Genomic DNA, 15,257 nt, shown 5'->3' on the forward strand with positions numbered 1-15,257 from the left:
GCTTTCAGGCACATGTCACGAAGAAAATGGTGATCACTGTGCCTGATTTTTTTGTGAATCAACTTTCTAGTTCTAATATAAATCTTTTTTCCACTTCATCAATATAGAGACAATATTTATTTGGGGGATGGATGCCTGTAAGTTGTCGAAGTTCCTTTGGGATATGGACGGCCCCTTTTTGAGAAATATACCGTTTGTTATGGAGGCTGAATTCATCTGCCTGTTTAATGATAATGGAGTTGTTATTTAATAAAAACTCTACCTGATTACCCGGATATAGTCCGAAGTTCTGCCGGTACTTGTTAGGTAATGTTATATTTCCAGTTTTACTAACATCCTTACATTGATATTTTTTAAGCATATCCGAAACCTCCATTAGTAGTACATAACCCGAAATGATAAACGCTGAAACCTTAAATGAATCATCTACTTGCAATTTGAGGACATCGACCTAAACTGTAAACCGTCCTGTCGAAGCATTGCCATGACTAAATCTAATGTGGCATACGCTCTAGTCTTCATAAATCATTAAAAGTGAGGCATTATAGAAATATTAAGATAGGAACTTAGGTGAATACGAATTGAAGAATCAATCACGGAGAATTGCCGGTAGAATCGCACTCATCTATATCATTGTCGGAGCGTTATGGGTCGTAAGTTCAGACCATTTCTCCATGATTCTGGCAAATGACAAATTAGTATTATACGTGTTTTTTCAAAGATATAAAGGCTGGTTGTTTATTGTGGTGACAGGTTTTTTGATTTATTTCCTAATTTATTGGAGAACGTACAAACTCCTTCAATCGCAACAAAGTTTAATTCAAAAGGAACATCAATTACAGGAAAGTAAGGAGCATTACCAATCACTATTCAATCATAATCCAGATGGGGTATTTGAGTTAAAGCGATCTGGTGAACTTGTTTCCCTTAATCCAGAGGGGGAAAATATTATCGGCTGCCCTACAGAAAAATTGCAAGGAACCCTCCTTGAACAATTCGTGGTGGAGGAAAAGCGTAATGAATTAAGAGAAATATTTAAAGCTGTTATTGAAGGAAAAGGAAGGAAGTTTGAATCAGAGATCATAAATGCCAAGGGTCAGAAAAAGATAGTCCGTTGCACACTTCTACCTATTGTCGTTAACTACGAAATTAACGGAGTATTTGGGATTGCGAGGGATATTACAGAGCTGAGAAAAAATGAGGAAATGATGATCAGGACAGAAAAATTATCGCTCATCGGCCAGCTTGCCGCTGCTGTTGCTCATGAAATTCGTAACCCACTCACATCCATTAAAGGCTTTATTCAACTTTTAAGTGCAACTAAAAAGGTAGAGGAAAGCCATTTGAATATTATCCTTTCAGAAATTGACCGAATTCAAATTATCTCTGGAGAAATGCTGATCCTTGGAAAAAAACAGGCATTCACCTATAAACGTGAAAATCTTAGGGAGATTTTAAAGCAGGTTCTCGTATTAATGGAGGCCCAATCTAATCTCGTTAATGTTAAAATAAACTATCGTGACGTAAGCAAGGATCCTCCTCATGTTTACGGAGAATCCAATCAGCTTAAATCAGTCTTTATAAATATCATTCAGAATGCAGTGGAAGCTATTGAAATGGAAGGATATGTTTCAGTATCCTTAAATACTAGTGATAACGATGTCATAATAGACGTGGAAGACAATGGTCACGGAATATCAGAAGAGAGACTTTTGAGCTTAGGAGAACCCTTTTTTTCCACTAAAGAAACAGGAACAGGTCTAGGACTGGTTGTTTGTAAAAAGATTATTGAAAGGCATAATGGAGAAATATCATTTCAAAGCGAACTAGGAAAAGGAACAAAGGTGAAAATTAGATTACCTAAAATGTCGTAACATTATTGAGAAAGAGAAAGGACTTTTAAAATGGAAATAATCCAAAATATGAAACCATTTATTCAGCAAGCATGGAAAGAATCAGAATTTCAAAAGCTGACAGATATTCAGGAAAGATCAATTCCGCTCATTTTAGAAAGAAAAGATCTTATCGGTGAATCTCCAACAGGGACAGGAAAAACACTTGCCTATTTACTTCCAATCCTACAATCCATAGATGAATCTAAAAAGAATGCACAAGCGGTTATTTTAGCGCCTTCACGTGAATTAGTGATGCAAATTCATCAAGAAATTCAAAAGTGGACCAAGGGAAGCGGCATTCAAAGCGCCGCCTTTATTGGTGGAGCAAATGTAAAGAAACAAATTGAAAAGCTAAAGAAAAAACCCCATATCATCGTAGGTTCAACAGGCAGATTACTAGAACTAATCAAACTAAAAAAACTAAAAATGCATGAAGTAAAAACGATTGTTGTCGATGAATTTGATCTTATGATTGGGAATGAGCATATTAAAGAAGTTGAAACCATCATCTCGACTACGCTGCGTGATGAACGGCAGCTGCTATTCTTCTCAGCCACTTTATCTGAAAAAACAGAGGAAGTATCCAAACAATGGATGAAGGAGTATGATCTCATTCAGGTAAATGAAACCGTACAAACCTTTGAAAATGTCGAACACACCTATATCTATTGTGAACAAAGAGAGAAAGTGGAAACGTTAAGAAGATTAACAAACATTGAAGGTATGAAAGCACTAGTTTTCATTAATAGTTTAAAAAAGTTAGAAGAAGTAGAAGAAAAGCTAAAATACCATGATGCTTCAGTAGAAGTGCTTGCAGGTGAATCCAAAAAAATGGAACGAAAGCACGCATTGGAAAAATTCCGGGCAGGGAAAGTCTCCTTTCTGCTGACAACCGATGTAGCGGCTAGAGGGTTGGATATTAAAGGTGTTACACATGTAATCCATTTTGATTTCCCCACAGATTCAAAACAATATGTTCATCGCTCTGGCAGAACCGGAAGAATGGGAGCTTCCGGCATAGTCGTTTCACTTACAACCAAAAGAGAGGAAAGCTTCTTAAAGAAAATGAGCGAAGAACTTGGGGTCACCATTCATGAAAGAATCGTGCATGGTGGACAAATAAAGGCTGCTACAGTGGGAAAATGATTTTTTTAAAACCAAATGATATATTGAAATATACTTATTAGAAGAAAAAGGATTATATTTAAAAAATAAATAAATGTGACGTACTCTACTTAACGAACGAGTGCTTTAGTGGAATAAGAGTTACTGAAATGCAATAACCAGACTTTTTAATAAAAACCAAGCTCAAATCTGCTAGAAAAGAAGCCATTTTGATCTATCTTTTTTCAAAATGGCTTCTTTTTATTTATTGTAAAATGTAGGTTCGGAAGGTGTTTATGTTCAAGCTTATTTTAAATCGTTCGCATCGTTAATCGTAGCTGTGCTGTCTTTTAATAAAAAATGGAGAATCCTCCTTAACGAAAGATTCCCCTATCAATCTTAATTCATAATTGGTGAAGTTAAAATTATCATTACGAATGATAATAAAATTAAATAGATTAAAGAATAACGTAAATTCGACTGTGCCCATTTCTTCACATCTTTTGCTCGTGATCCTTTCATCGCGAGAATAATCCAACCAATTGTTAAGGAAATAGCAAAAATAAAGAAAAACCAGCCTAAAGAAGCAATCAAAAAGAATGGGAAAAGCATCAATGCAATAATATAAATTAAATTTTGCCGAATCGTAACATCAACACCGTAAACAACTGGAAGCATAGGTACACCAGCCCGAGTATAATCTTCCAACCTTTTTATCGCGATAGCAAGCGTGTGCGGAACTTGCCAAATGAATAATATACAGAACATAACGATTGGAACGGTATGATTTGCTGGCGCTATCGCTGCCCAACCGATTAAAGGTGTAAATGCCCCGGAAACACTACCTACAATTGTATTCAATGTAAACTTTCGTTTTGTCCAAAATGTATAAAGAACAACATAGACAAACCAGCCTAAAAATGAATAAACGGCTGCTTCAAGTGTTGTAAATAGCATCATGACCAGTCCTATGATTGATGTGATAATCCCTGACCATAAAACTGTATTCAAGGAAAAATTCCCGGTAACTGTCGGTCTTTTTTGGGTACGGACCATTTTTTTATCCAAATCGACTTCATACCAATTATTCAGAATTAACGCTCCAGAAATAACTAGCGTACTGCCGATTATTGTTATCAGAAAAAGGCCCCAATTATCAACAAATCGTTCCCCGCTAAAATAAAGTGCTAACCAATAGGCTGTAAATACAGGCAGTACATTGGCTACTAACACTTTACCTTTTAATAAATATTTGATATCAATTAATAAGTTAAGAGCTTTAGAAGAGCTTCCTGCTGTTGTTTCTAATGTTGTTTCAGATAGTAATTGTCCATTTTCCATAAATATCCCCTATTTTTATCGTAGTGTAGGTGAAAATACAAAAAAAATGCCATATATACTTAAATCATACCATGAAAGGTTTGTCCTATTTGTGAATAAAATTTGAAATGATAGTCCTGCTAGTAATTACCAGAAAAAATGCTGGAGAACTGTCTCAAAAGTATTGGTATCGAGAGGATTTAAAAGAGCGATTTGGTCCGTATAAACTTTACATCAGAGATAGCCATTCGCTTCAATGGTGATAGTGCGTTCTCAGATTTCGTCGACTTTATCCACCACTTCCCAAATAAAGAATCTATTGTTTGTAATCCTGCAAAATTGGATAGATGAACTACCGACGGAGCGTGAGCCTGTATATGAGTTGATTAAGAGCGGGGGTGATTGGGTTAGTGCGAACTTTACAAATGAAGCCATTATTCTTCTTCAACGGGTGCGTTCGTTGAAGAAAAATTAAGTTTATTTACTTCCGTGTTTCTATTTTCGTTATTTACATTATAGGGCGCTTTAATAGAGTATCAAAAAAAGCCCAATTTTCTTATGATTAATGCTAAGAAATTGGGCTTTTTAATATTGGAATTTCCTTACTATACGGTTCCGCTACCACTAATGTTTAGATATCATTTTTTGTAAGCCATTTGCTTTATAAAAGAGGTATATGCAACAATCATAATCCTTTATAGCGATGATCATAAATACATTGATAAAAATAAAAATCTGTGGTAAATTTATATAGATACACGAAAAATGGATTTTTGTATAAATTATCCCTATTTTAATTATACATCATAAAATCCTTTTCAGTCAACCCCTATTTTTATTTTTTAAAAAGGAGTGTTTGATATGAACATGGAACTTCGCCAGGAGCAAGAACGAGTGAACAACGTAATGGAGACAATTACAGAGCAAATCAATAGATTGGAGGGCGAAACTTCCAGGAGGCGGAAAGAAGTTGTGAATATCCGCAAACACTTTTGGGATGAAGTAAAGGTTAATATTGATACCTTCGATGATTATCTAGAGACAATCATCGGTTTGAGACAAGAGGCTCAAGCTCTGTCTGTAAGCCAAAGCACCCATAGACATGCATCTAAGAGATTATCTGCGCTTCGGCGTATGCAAGAAGCGCCCTATTTTGGTCGAATCGATTTCAATGAGGAAGGAACTTCAACTGCGGAACGAATCTATATCGGTATCTCTACGCTCACGGATACAAGCGGAGAAAATTTCCTTATTTACGACTGGAGGGCTCCGGTCTCGAGCGTCTACTACGACTACCAGCCTGGTTCTGCCAAGTATGCTACACCTGGAGGCATCATCCATGGCATATTGGAGAAAAAGTGGCAATATCTCATCCGCGGCGGCATTATCCAATCTATGTTCGATACCAGTCTCACAATTGGAGACGAGGTTTTACAGCAGGTGCTTGGTAAAGGTACAGACAAACATATGCACAATATAGTAGCCACCATTCAACAGGAGCAGAACCGGATCATCCGGCACGATCGCGGGCGGATGCTCATTGTGCACGGCGCTGCTGGCAGCGGTAAGACATCGGCTGCCCTGCAGCGGATTGCTTATTTACTCTATAAATATCGAGATATGCTGAATGCCGATCAAATCATTCTTTTTTCGCCTAATTCGATGTTTAATCGTTACGTTTCCAATGTGTTGCCAGAACTCGGCGAAGAGAATATGCAGCAGGTTACATTCCAAGAATACTTGGATCATCGTCTTAAAGTTGAGTTTCAAGTTGAGAATCCTTACGATCAATTGGAATATGTATTAACTGCAGTGGATAATCCATTATACAGAACAAGGATTGTGAGCATCCGATTCAAGGCTACCAACCGTTTCTTTGAGGCGATCAAATCATACAGGGAGTCGCTGGAAATATCCGGAATGGTATTTAAAGGGATTGTCTTCAGGGGAAAGACAATTGTTACTGCTAAACAAATCACGGAAAAGTTTTATAGCAGCAACATCTCGCTTCGCTTTCATAGCAGACTTGAAAAATTGAAGGATTGGTTAATTAAGCAAATAGATGAAGCCGAGAAGCTCGAACGGACTAAGCCGTGGGTACAGGAGGAAATCGAACTGCTTAGTGATGAGGAGTACCATAAGGCATATACCTACTTAGCGGAAAAACGCGGCTTTATAGGAGAGTCAATTCATGATTATGAAATGGAACCTAAAGCGTTAGCCCGCTTGATTGTTCGACAGAAGTTTAAGCCTTTGCGAAAACGGATCAAGGCATTTCGTTTCGTCAACATTAGGGGAATATATAAGCAGTTTTTTTTCGATCCCATTCAGATCAAACAGTGGATGGACCGGGAAGCACCCGAGGAGTGGCCGGATATTTGCCTATCGACTGTGAAAATGCTGGACGAAGGTAAACTATTTTACGAAGATGCTACTCCGTTTTTATTGATGAAAGAGCTGATTCAAGGCTTTCAGACGAACAGCTCGATCAAACATGTACTTGTAGATGAGGCGCAAGATTATTCTCCGTTTCAATTCGAGTTTTTGAAATGTTTGTTTCCTTCGGCAAAAATGACCGTGCTCGGTGACTTTAACCAAGCTATATTTTCCCATGCCAGCGAAAGGGTCGATTTCCACACGCTTACTGGCTTATACGGTCCGGATGAAACCGTTACGATCAACTTGACGCGCAGCTACAGATCCACAAGACCGATTGTCGAATTTACACGCGGAATCGTACACGACAGCGAACGGATTACTGCTTTTGAACGCGATGGCGAGAGGCCGGTATTGACGCAACTGTCCAATCGTGCTGAATTGCATCGTTCCATAGCTTCCAAAGTTGCAGACTTACGGAAACGGCAGTATAGCACAATCGCGGTTATATGCAAATCTGCAGCGGAAAGCACCGCTGCATACGATTCCTTGAGCGGTATCGAAGAAATTAAGCTCGTGAAGAGCGGATCGATTGAATACGAGCAAGGCGTTGTCGTCATACCGGCGTATTTGGCCAAAGGTATCGAATTTGACGCGGTTATTATTTATGATGCATCAGCGGAAGTATACGGAGACGAGAGCCTGCGTAGATTGTTTTACACTGCCTGTACCCGGGCTATGCATCACTTGCAACTATATAGTGTAGGCGAACCGAGCCCCTTTTTGCGCGGCGTTGCGCCCGAAAGCTTAATTCTGAGCTGATTTAACAAGGACTGAAGAGTGGGTTAATCATTATTAAAATTGAAAAATCCAAATTTTAATGATCATTCGAATAAAGGTAACATGATTTCAGATCCAAAATTAAAAGCCGTTAAACACTCCTGCAGTCCTTATTGGAGTATTTGGATCATCTGACTTTAGAAAAGGCAATCTGCTAGATAAGAATCCATTTTGATCAAACTATTGTCAAAATGGATTCTTTTTTTATCGTAAAATACTGGATTGTAAGGTCTCTTTGATTAAAAATTCAAGTAACATCTATCAATTAGTTAGCGTTGCATGGGGAATCGATTTTATTTACGAAAGGGCTCAGCTCGAAAAATTCCAGTTATAAGAGTTAGAATGAGTCTCATAAATCAAATTTTCGGCTGATAGATGCCTCATTCGCTTTTCAAAATGGTGATACATCAATATTCATGATTTTTACATTTTAGCGAATTTGCCCTTTTTGGACATCTCTTGATTTTTCCCTCAATTAACCCTGTTCCCCTCTATACTTCTTTGGAGTTAAACCTGTGAATTTTTTAAAGATCTTAATAAAGTAACTCTGATCGTAGAAATTTAGCCATGTCCCAATATCTGAGATCGAGTAATTCGTTATCGTTAATAGCTTTTTGGCTTCGTCAATTTTTTGTCGTTGAATGTATTCACTTATTGTAATACCTACCTCTTTTTTAAAAAGGGACGATAAGTAATTAGGGCTTAAATGAGTTATTTCCGCAAGTTGGTCCAGTGTAATTTCACCATATAGATGATTATAAATATATTTCTGACAAGCAGTGATCGTTGCAGAATATTTTTGTTCGTTTAATTGGGAGACCCGGTTGGTAAAGTCGTAAATGGCTTCCTCTATTAATGCTAAGATATCCTTTAGCCTTTCTAGTTCTTCAAGCTGTTGAATATAGAAATCACTAAGTGTAAAAGCGGTTTCTTCATTCAAACCACCTTCAATTGCAGCCCTGCATACAAGGGCTACTCCAGTGATCATTAAATTTTTTTCACTTCTTAAGCGGCTTCGTTTAGACAATAATCCTAATTCTGCATTCCCAACAATCGAGTAATCAATGAAATCCTTTAATTTTTCTACATGTCCATTTTTTACATAATCAAGTAATACTCGCTCATATGAAAGGTTTGAATGAAAAATAAAATTTCTTCTTCCTTTTGAAAGCTCAAGCTCTGGATTTTCCATTTGAATCCTAAAAGTCTCTAACTCTTTATTGTGTTCGATTACCATCGACCTGTCTAATTTTTGATGATAGATCAAATAGTAAACCAACAGACTTATCGAAAGTAATGATTGCTTAGGTATAACTGGGAGCAATTGATAAATTTCGATGAGATTTCTTTTGTTTATATTTTCCTTCAAAGCATTCATAATACGTTTAATTTTTTCATCGGATATTTCTGACTGGAGGGATGGACCGATAATCATAGTCCCTAAGAAATCGTCATTTCTTTTTATATTGATATAGAAAAAATCCATATCAGAATTAGAGGTGAAAATTGGATAATTATTGGGATCATCTTGATAAGGATACCTACTTATTTGCTCCTTTAAAGAAGTGTAAAAAGGATTTTTTTGAAAAACACTTGCTGAAAACTCATATTCAAATTCACCAACCTGGTTGATATAAAAAACTGAAATATGATGGGTTTCATATATTAGCTGACCTATATAGGGCAAATCAGTTTTGGATATTTCCATTTCTACTACTCCATTCACATTTTTTCATTAAATAAAAATGCTGAAATGATAACGTTTATATTTTTTTATTGTATACAATAAAAAAATACTATTATGCATAAAAAATTACAATAAATAAAAAAGGATGAGCAATAAAATGATAGATGAAGGATCCTTAATTAACCGATAAGGAGGAAATAAAATGGAACTCAAAAATAAAATAGCGGTCATTACGGGTGCTGGAAGCGGTATTGGAAGAGCAGCCAGTATGAAACTAGCTGGCAATGGAGCAAAAGTCGTATTAGTCGATTTCAATAAAGAAGCGGGAGAAAAAACGCTAAACCTTATTCAAGAGCAAGGTGGAAAAGGAATCTTTGTACATGCCGATGTATCAAAGAGTGAAGATGTTCAACGATATGTGAATACAGCCATTGAAACATACGGACGTATCGATGTGTTTTTCAATAATGCAGGTATTATCCAAAAATTTGCCCCCCTTACTGAGGTAGAGGAATCTGAATTTGATCGTCTTATTTCTATCAATGTCAAAGGAGTATTTCTAGGATTGAAATATGTATTAAAGGTAATGGAAAGTCAAGGAAGTGGTTCAATCATTAACACGGCTTCCACTGCGGGTGTACGAAGTGAGCATAGTGTGTCTGTTTATTCTGCAAGTAAGCATGCTGTAGTCGGTCTTACTAAATCCGCTGCGTTAGAGTATGTTAAGAAAGGCATTCGCATCAATGCGATTTGTCCTGGTGGCGTCGAAACAGCATTAACAAACAGCGTTGCTGAAATGTTTGAAACATCAGGCTATGTTCCTGAGGAGTTACCAAATATGAGAATGGGTCGTTATGCAGCACCTGAAGAGCTTGCAGAAATGGTAGCCTTCTTAGCATCAGATCGTGCTAGCTATATGACTGGATCAGTTGTTGTTGTAGATGGAGGGTTAACTTTATAAAATAACTTCAGTTACGGCTTTCTTATCCCCTCCTAATTTTTCTTTAAATATTGAAGTAGGAGCCTTAGCCAATTAAAAGAGATTAAGAGATCTTGGAATTGAATTCTAAGTTTAACAAACTTAATTTATTTTACGGAAGGATGTTGAAATATGGGACGTTTAAATGGAAAAGTAGCCATCATTACTGGTGCAGCAATGGGACAAGGGGCCGCTGAAGCTGTTCTTTTTGCAAAAGAAGGAGCAAAGGTAGTAGCAACAGATATTCAAAAAGAAGCTCTTACGAAAGTAGTAGATGAAATTAAAGCAAATGGAGGAGACGCTATTGCTCTTAAACACAATGTCGCTTCTGAAGAAGAATGGATAAGTGTTGTTGAAAAAGCCGTAGAAACATATGGGAAAGTTGACGTTCTTGTTAATAATGCCGGTGTTAGCGAGCCTAAAACACTATTAAATATTACAATGGAACAGTGGAATCGAGTGATGGATATTAACTTAACAGGCTGTGTATTAGGAATGAAATATACCATTCCTGAAATGCAAAAAGCGGGTGGTGGCTCCGTTATTAACATTTCTTCCATTGGTGGTCTTGTTGGTATGGCAGGTACTAGTCCATATACTGCAGCTAAAGGGGCGATCCGCTCCTTATCGAAAGCTGGAGCTGTCGAATATGCAAAGCAAAATGTCCGCGTTAACTCTGTTCACCCCGGTATCATTATGACACCTATGGTAGAAGAGCATCTTGACGAACAAACAAAACAATATTTCAGTGCATATACACAACTACCTCGTTACGGTCAACCAGACGATATTGCTTATGGAGTTCTCTATTTAGCATCTGATGAATCCTCATTCATGACAGGTTCAGAAATGGTCATTGATGGTGGCTGGACGGCAATTTAATGATAACATCGGTGTCCGAAACTACATTTTTTAAAAGTGATGTTGTGGTTCCGGACACCATTGAATTTTGGAAAAAGGAGCTTTTCTAATTTACTAGTATTTTAGTTTATGAAAAAAACAGAGCATACACTCGACCTATAGTTCAACAAAATCATTTTATTGATCTGTCCACTTTTTCCATTTCTCCATTATCAAAGACCCCCATTATTGTTTGATATTTATCTTTAAAAAGGATGATCCATTTCTACGCAAGCTTTTTCACTATAAAAATATATAACTATTATAATAGTAATCACTATAATTTGACAGAATAGTTTGAACTTGTGATTGAGTTAGCTTAATATAATGTCTGTAATAACAATAAATTATTTAAAGGGGAGACAATTGATGAAACAGAACCGGATCGGTTTAGCAGGCATTGGAAAATTGGGTAGTGCTATGATGAAACATTGGTGTGATCAGCAAATACCAATTGGGGTTTATCACCCTAATAAGTCAAAAGCTGAGCAATTCATTTCCCGCTATTCTAATGGATATCTGATTAAGAAAGAAGATATTAATGAATTAACTGTTTTTATTTTGGCACTGCCTTCAGATGCTGTGGTTCCGTTTATTTCTCAACTCATTTCTCCACAAATCCCCCTTGAGAATACCTGCTTAATCAATATGGCTACCGCTTTGACTACAAATGAGGTTAGTAGTAAATTTCCTGCCTTATCTATTGCCGGCATGAAATTTATGGGTCATTCCACCGACTTATATGAACATGGAAATGGATTATTTATTACAGAACATTCCTTGCCTGATGGAATTTTAGAGTTATTTCGGGTTCTTGGAGAGGTGAAAAGAGACAGTGAAGAAGTAGTAATCAACGTTAACAAATCTGCTACCTATCAAGCAGTCAAAGCGGCCATTGAGCTCGAAAAAGAGTTTGCAAAGAAAAACCTCCCAGCTGAATATAAAAACAGAGCCCTAACATCACTTTTTCCAGAGGTAATACGTTCATACAGTAAAGGGACCCTTGGACATTTTGCAATCGAAATCGTAAATGAAATAAAAAATAGAAGATAATGCTGTCGAGTAATAATAAAGTCGTTTACAATACTAGTCATGTATTCCACAATCTAACGGAATAAGTAGAAAATCAAGTTCCGGTAAAGACAAACGAGTCGTCATTAACGACTCGTTTTTAATTATATATGTCATCCTCCTTTTTTCATTAATACCGCTTTTTTGAAAAAACATAACTAAACGGAATCCTTTACTTATAGATTAGTCTTTATTTAATTCCTTCAATATTTGAAAAGGAATCCTCAAGGTATTTTTAAAGAAAATTAATCATTGACATTTATCTTTAAACTGATTAATATTTAAATGGTTTAAATATTAATCGGATAAAGGATAAAAGGGGGAAAAATGTGAGTACTTTAGATTTAGACCTTTATTTGGATCGGCTATTCACAGCTTTTGATACTTCAACAAGGCATATACAACAGGACCTTGCTAATATAAAGGACTTCGGTTTAACTGGACCGCAATTTTATATATTAAAGCTACTTTTTGATAGGGATAATTGTACTGTTAGTGAATTGGCAGAAATTTTACAGGTGAAGCCAAGCGCTATTACCGTTATGATTGATCGCCTAATAAAAAATGAATTTGTCAAAAGGGAAAGAAACTCTCAAGACCGGAGAATTGTTGTCATTCAAATGACGGAAGCAGGGAAGAAGGTTTTTTTCCATGTAAGAAAGAAGCGTAAGGAAGTGTTCAAACACTATCTTTCTTATTTAAGTAATGAAGATTTAAATGCTTTGGTTGGTATTTACGAAAAGCTTGCGATAGCCATTCAAGAAAATAAACAAACAGGAGAGAACAAGTATGGCAAAACAGAAGGAAATTAATACGAGATTGGTATTGACGGGTCTTATTATTGGAATGTTTTTCAGTGCGTTAGAACAAACCATTGTAGGGACAGCAATGCCTACTATTGTATCGGAACTGAATGGGTTCTCCATTTTTGCTTGGGTAACGACAGCCTATCTAATCACATCTACTACGGTGACTCCCATTGTAGGTAAGTTATCCGATCAGTATGGAAGGCGGTTATTGTACTTAATCGGGGTGATTATTTTCATCATTGGCTCTGCTCTTTGTGCAACCGCTGAAACGATGGAGCAGCTCGTTATTTATCGAGGTATACAAGGTATTGGTGGCGGGATGATCATGCCATTGTCTCAAACCATTATCGGGGACATCTTTACGGCTGAACAACGTGCAAAATGGCAAGGAGTTTTTGGTGCATTATTCGGATTGAGTTCGGTCATTGGGCCATTTATCGGTGGATTTATTGTGGATACTATTAGTTGGCATTGGATTTTCTTAATTAATGTCCCATTTGGTTTATTATCTGCTTTTATGATTTATATTGGGTTGAAAAATGAGGCAATGGAGAAAAAAGAAAAAGTAAATATCGATTATCTAGGAATTGCTACACTTGTTCCAGCGCTCGTTTTATTTTTAATCGGGCTTAACTTTGGTGGGGATAAGTTTTCGTGGATGTCCTTAACAAGCTTCTTATTATTTGGTGGAGCGATCGTTCTATTTATCGTCTTTGGGTATATCGAAAAAAGAGCGGCAGAGCCAATCTTAGATTTAAGCCTATTTAAAAATAGAGTATTCGCTACTACGAATGCTCTAGGGTTTTTATTAGGACTCGGAATGTTTGGGGCAATTATGTTTGTACCAATGTTCATGCAAGGGATTCTCGGAGTAACACCTACCGAAGCAGGGTCCACTATGACTCCAATGATGATTTCAATGATTTTTGCAAGTGTCATAGGTGGGCGGTTATTATTGAAATTCACATTCCGCTCAGTCCTTACTACAGGAATGATCACAACTGTTTTTGGTTTCTACCTGATGAGCACAATGGGTCCTACGTCCAATGAATTAACAGCGTACATCTATATGGTTGTATTGGGACTTGGGATGGGACTTGTGATGCCAACCCTAATGATTGCCATACAAAATGAGTTTCCTAAATCAAAGCTTGGAACGGTTACTTCTGCCTCCACATTCTTCCGTTCTATTGGAGGAACGATTGGTATTACCGTATTGAATGCCGTAATGAACCAAACCCTCCAAGGGAACATGGAAGAAGTAACAAAAGCAGAAAGCAACCCAGCAATTGCGGGTATCCTTCAACAGCTTTCTGAAAAAACAGATGCTTTATTTGGGATTCTTGTCAATCCAAGCGTTCTTCAAGCACCGTCGAACATTAGTGAAGTGGTAGTAACAGCTATCGAAACAGCATGGTCACAATCATTCACTACAGTCTTTATGACGGGTTTGATCTTTATAGCAGTAGGGATCCTAGTTGCCCTATCTGTTGGAAATGGAAAAATTAAACGTGATAAAGAAGTCGAAAAAGAAAAACTTCAAGCTAGTAGTAAGCCTGAACCTGTTTAAAAGGAAATAACCCTGTCTCCATGGAGATAGGGTTATTTCTTTACATTTCTATAGTTTAATTTTATTTGAAAATAGGCAGATTTTATCAAATAAAACACTGAACATACTCCCAATAAAGGCACTTTTAGTAATGTCAGAAGGGTCATGATGACCAACCCAAATCCGGGAAAAGCCAGTTAAAGCAGATAATCCTAGCAAAATAGTGCCTAGAACACGAGCATAAAGAAAAATAGAGGTCGACATTGCAAAGGTAAGAAGAGTATGTTTGCTCGGAAAAGAAGAATCTTTTTTTGAAGGAATTAAGATTCCTACTTTTCGTTTTTCGTATGTACGAGTTTTATAAAAGCATCTTTTTAAGATCCCGTTTAGTATGAATGACCCGATAATAGAAAGGACTGCCTTTTTTGAAAGTTTTCGAAGGCTTGAATCCCGAACCCATAAATAGATAAGCACAAAAAGAAAGACATAGCGAATTCTATTTGAAATCAGGATCATGAGTTTGTCCAAAAAGGGTGAACTTCCAGAATAACGATTGATTGCCCAAAACAGTTTTTCATTCATGGTGGTTGACTCCTTGTTTTTTATCTACTTTCCCCTATGTCTTGGATTATCATGTAAATCAAATAAAATTAAGTTTTAGATAAAGATGGTAATTTCCATTGTGAAATGTTAGAATATTGTTAAAACTATTTGGGAAGAAAGGAAT

The 15,257-nt window shown here is 36.8% G+C and carries 13 protein-coding genes; 9 read left to right on the plus strand and 4 right to left on the minus strand.

Going from position 1 to position 15,257, the window contains the following annotated elements:
• Nucleotides 1-58: 58 nt before the first annotated feature.
• Complete coding sequence (locus tag JOC86_RS21520) at nt 59-361, minus strand: AbrB/MazE/SpoVT family DNA-binding domain-containing protein (RefSeq protein ID WP_205175028.1); 303 nt, start codon at nt 359-361, stop codon at nt 59-61.
• 220 nt (nt 362-581) lie between these two features.
• Here JOC86_RS21520 and JOC86_RS21525 point away from each other — a divergent pair, with 220 nt between their 5' ends.
• Both JOC86_RS21525 and JOC86_RS21530 read left to right on the plus strand, forming a co-directional pair.
• Nucleotides 582-1,874, plus strand: a complete 1,293-nt coding sequence (locus JOC86_RS21525) for an ATP-binding protein (RefSeq protein WP_205175029.1) — start codon at nt 582-584, stop codon at nt 1,872-1,874.
• A gap of 48 nt (nt 1,875-1,922) precedes the next feature.
• Complete coding sequence (locus tag JOC86_RS21530; RefSeq protein WP_239587765.1) at nt 1,923-3,041, plus strand: DEAD/DEAH box helicase; 1,119 nt, start codon at nt 1,923-1,925, stop codon at nt 3,039-3,041.
• Nucleotides 3,042-3,398: 357 nt separating this feature from the next.
• Here JOC86_RS21530 and cyoE read toward each other — a convergent pair whose 3' ends face one another.
• Nucleotides 3,399-4,340, minus strand: a complete 942-nt coding sequence (gene cyoE / locus JOC86_RS21535) for a heme o synthase (RefSeq protein ID WP_205175031.1) — start codon at nt 4,338-4,340, stop codon at nt 3,399-3,401.
• Nucleotides 4,341-4,575: 235 nt separating this feature from the next.
• Between cyoE and JOC86_RS21540 the strand changes: the two genes are divergently transcribed.
• Both JOC86_RS21540 and helD read left to right on the plus strand, forming a co-directional pair.
• Entirely contained in the window at nt 4,576-4,794 is a 219-nt protein-coding gene (locus tag JOC86_RS21540; protein ID WP_205175032.1) for a hypothetical protein, read from the plus strand.
• 386 nt (nt 4,795-5,180) lie between these two features.
• Nucleotides 5,181-7,517 (plus strand): RNA polymerase recycling motor HelD, encoded by a 2,337-nt coding sequence (gene helD / locus JOC86_RS21545; protein WP_205175033.1) that lies wholly within the window; start codon nt 5,181-5,183, stop codon nt 7,515-7,517.
• Between the two features lie 493 nt (nt 7,518-8,010).
• Here the strand turns inward: helD and JOC86_RS21550 are convergent, their stop codons facing one another.
• Nucleotides 8,011-9,243 carry a helix-turn-helix domain-containing protein gene (locus JOC86_RS21550; RefSeq protein WP_205175034.1) on the minus strand — a complete coding sequence of 411 codons (1,233 nt, stop codon included), beginning with the start codon at nt 9,241-9,243 and terminating at the stop codon, nt 8,011-8,013.
• A 181-nt stretch (nt 9,244-9,424) separates the two neighbouring features.
• On the opposite strand from JOC86_RS21550, the gene JOC86_RS21555 reads away from it, so the two are divergent.
• The 5 genes from JOC86_RS21555 (at nt 9,425) to JOC86_RS21575 (ending at nt 14,551) form a co-directional block, all read left to right on the plus strand.
• Nucleotides 9,425-10,183 (plus strand): SDR family NAD(P)-dependent oxidoreductase, encoded by a 759-nt coding sequence (locus tag JOC86_RS21555; RefSeq protein WP_205175035.1) that lies wholly within the window; start codon nt 9,425-9,427, stop codon nt 10,181-10,183.
• A 150-nt stretch (nt 10,184-10,333) separates the two neighbouring features.
• Nucleotides 10,334-11,083 (plus strand): SDR family NAD(P)-dependent oxidoreductase, encoded by a 750-nt coding sequence (locus tag JOC86_RS21560; protein ID WP_205175036.1) that lies wholly within the window; start codon nt 10,334-10,336, stop codon nt 11,081-11,083.
• Between the two features lie 387 nt (nt 11,084-11,470).
• The gene (locus JOC86_RS21565) at nt 11,471-12,154 is read left to right on the plus strand and encodes an NAD(P)-binding domain-containing protein (protein WP_205175037.1); all 684 of its coding nucleotides are present in this window, start codon (nt 11,471-11,473) and stop codon (nt 12,152-12,154) included.
• A gap of 347 nt (nt 12,155-12,501) precedes the next feature.
• Nucleotides 12,502-12,984 (plus strand): MarR family transcriptional regulator, encoded by a 483-nt coding sequence (locus tag JOC86_RS21570; RefSeq protein WP_205175038.1) that lies wholly within the window; start codon nt 12,502-12,504, stop codon nt 12,982-12,984.
• Nucleotides 12,962-14,551: an MDR family MFS transporter gene (locus JOC86_RS21575; protein WP_205175039.1), complete on the plus strand. Its 1,590-nt coding sequence runs from the start codon at nt 12,962-12,964 to the stop codon at nt 14,549-14,551. Before JOC86_RS21570 ends, JOC86_RS21575 begins: the two co-directional genes overlap by 23 nt.
• 48 nt (nt 14,552-14,599) lie before the next feature.
• On the opposite strand, the gene JOC86_RS21580 is transcribed toward JOC86_RS21575, so the two are convergent.
• Complete coding sequence (locus JOC86_RS21580; protein WP_205175040.1) at nt 14,600-15,112, minus strand: phosphatase PAP2 family protein; 513 nt, start codon at nt 15,110-15,112, stop codon at nt 14,600-14,602.
• Between the last annotated feature and the right edge of the window lie 145 nt (nt 15,113-15,257).

This window comes from Rossellomorea pakistanensis (assembly GCF_016908495.1).
GTDB classification, from domain to species: Bacteria; Bacillota; Bacilli; order Bacillales; family Bacillaceae_B; genus Rossellomorea; species Rossellomorea pakistanensis.

Bases quoted from the DNA above. Each gene is read 5' to 3' on its own strand.
- JOC86_RS21520 (WP_205175028.1), bottom strand. From the start codon at position 361: ATGCTTAAAAAATATCAATGTAAGGATGTTAGTAAAACTGGAAATATA.
- JOC86_RS21530 (WP_239587765.1), top strand. From the start codon at position 1,923: ATGAAACCATTTATTCAGCAAGCATGGAAAGAATCAGAATTTCAAAAG.
- cyoE (WP_205175031.1), bottom strand. From the start codon at position 4,340: ATGGAAAATGGACAATTACTATCTGAAACAACATTAGAAACAACAGCA.
- JOC86_RS21540 (WP_205175032.1), top strand. From the start codon at position 4,576: ATGGTGATAGTGCGTTCTCAGATTTCGTCGACTTTATCCACCACTTCC.
- helD (WP_205175033.1), top strand. From the start codon at position 5,181: ATGAACATGGAACTTCGCCAGGAGCAAGAACGAGTGAACAACGTAATG.
- JOC86_RS21550 (WP_205175034.1), bottom strand. From the start codon at position 9,243: ATGGAAATATCCAAAACTGATTTGCCCTATATAGGTCAGCTAATATAT.
- JOC86_RS21555 (WP_205175035.1), top strand. From the start codon at position 9,425: ATGGAACTCAAAAATAAAATAGCGGTCATTACGGGTGCTGGAAGCGGT.
- JOC86_RS21560 (WP_205175036.1), top strand. From the start codon at position 10,334: ATGGGACGTTTAAATGGAAAAGTAGCCATCATTACTGGTGCAGCAATG.
- JOC86_RS21565 (WP_205175037.1), top strand. From the start codon at position 11,471: ATGAAACAGAACCGGATCGGTTTAGCAGGCATTGGAAAATTGGGTAGT.
- JOC86_RS21575 (WP_205175039.1), top strand. From the start codon at position 12,962: ATGGCAAAACAGAAGGAAATTAATACGAGATTGGTATTGACGGGTCTT.
- JOC86_RS21580 (WP_205175040.1), bottom strand. From the start codon at position 15,112: ATGAATGAAAAACTGTTTTGGGCAATCAATCGTTATTCTGGAAGTTCA.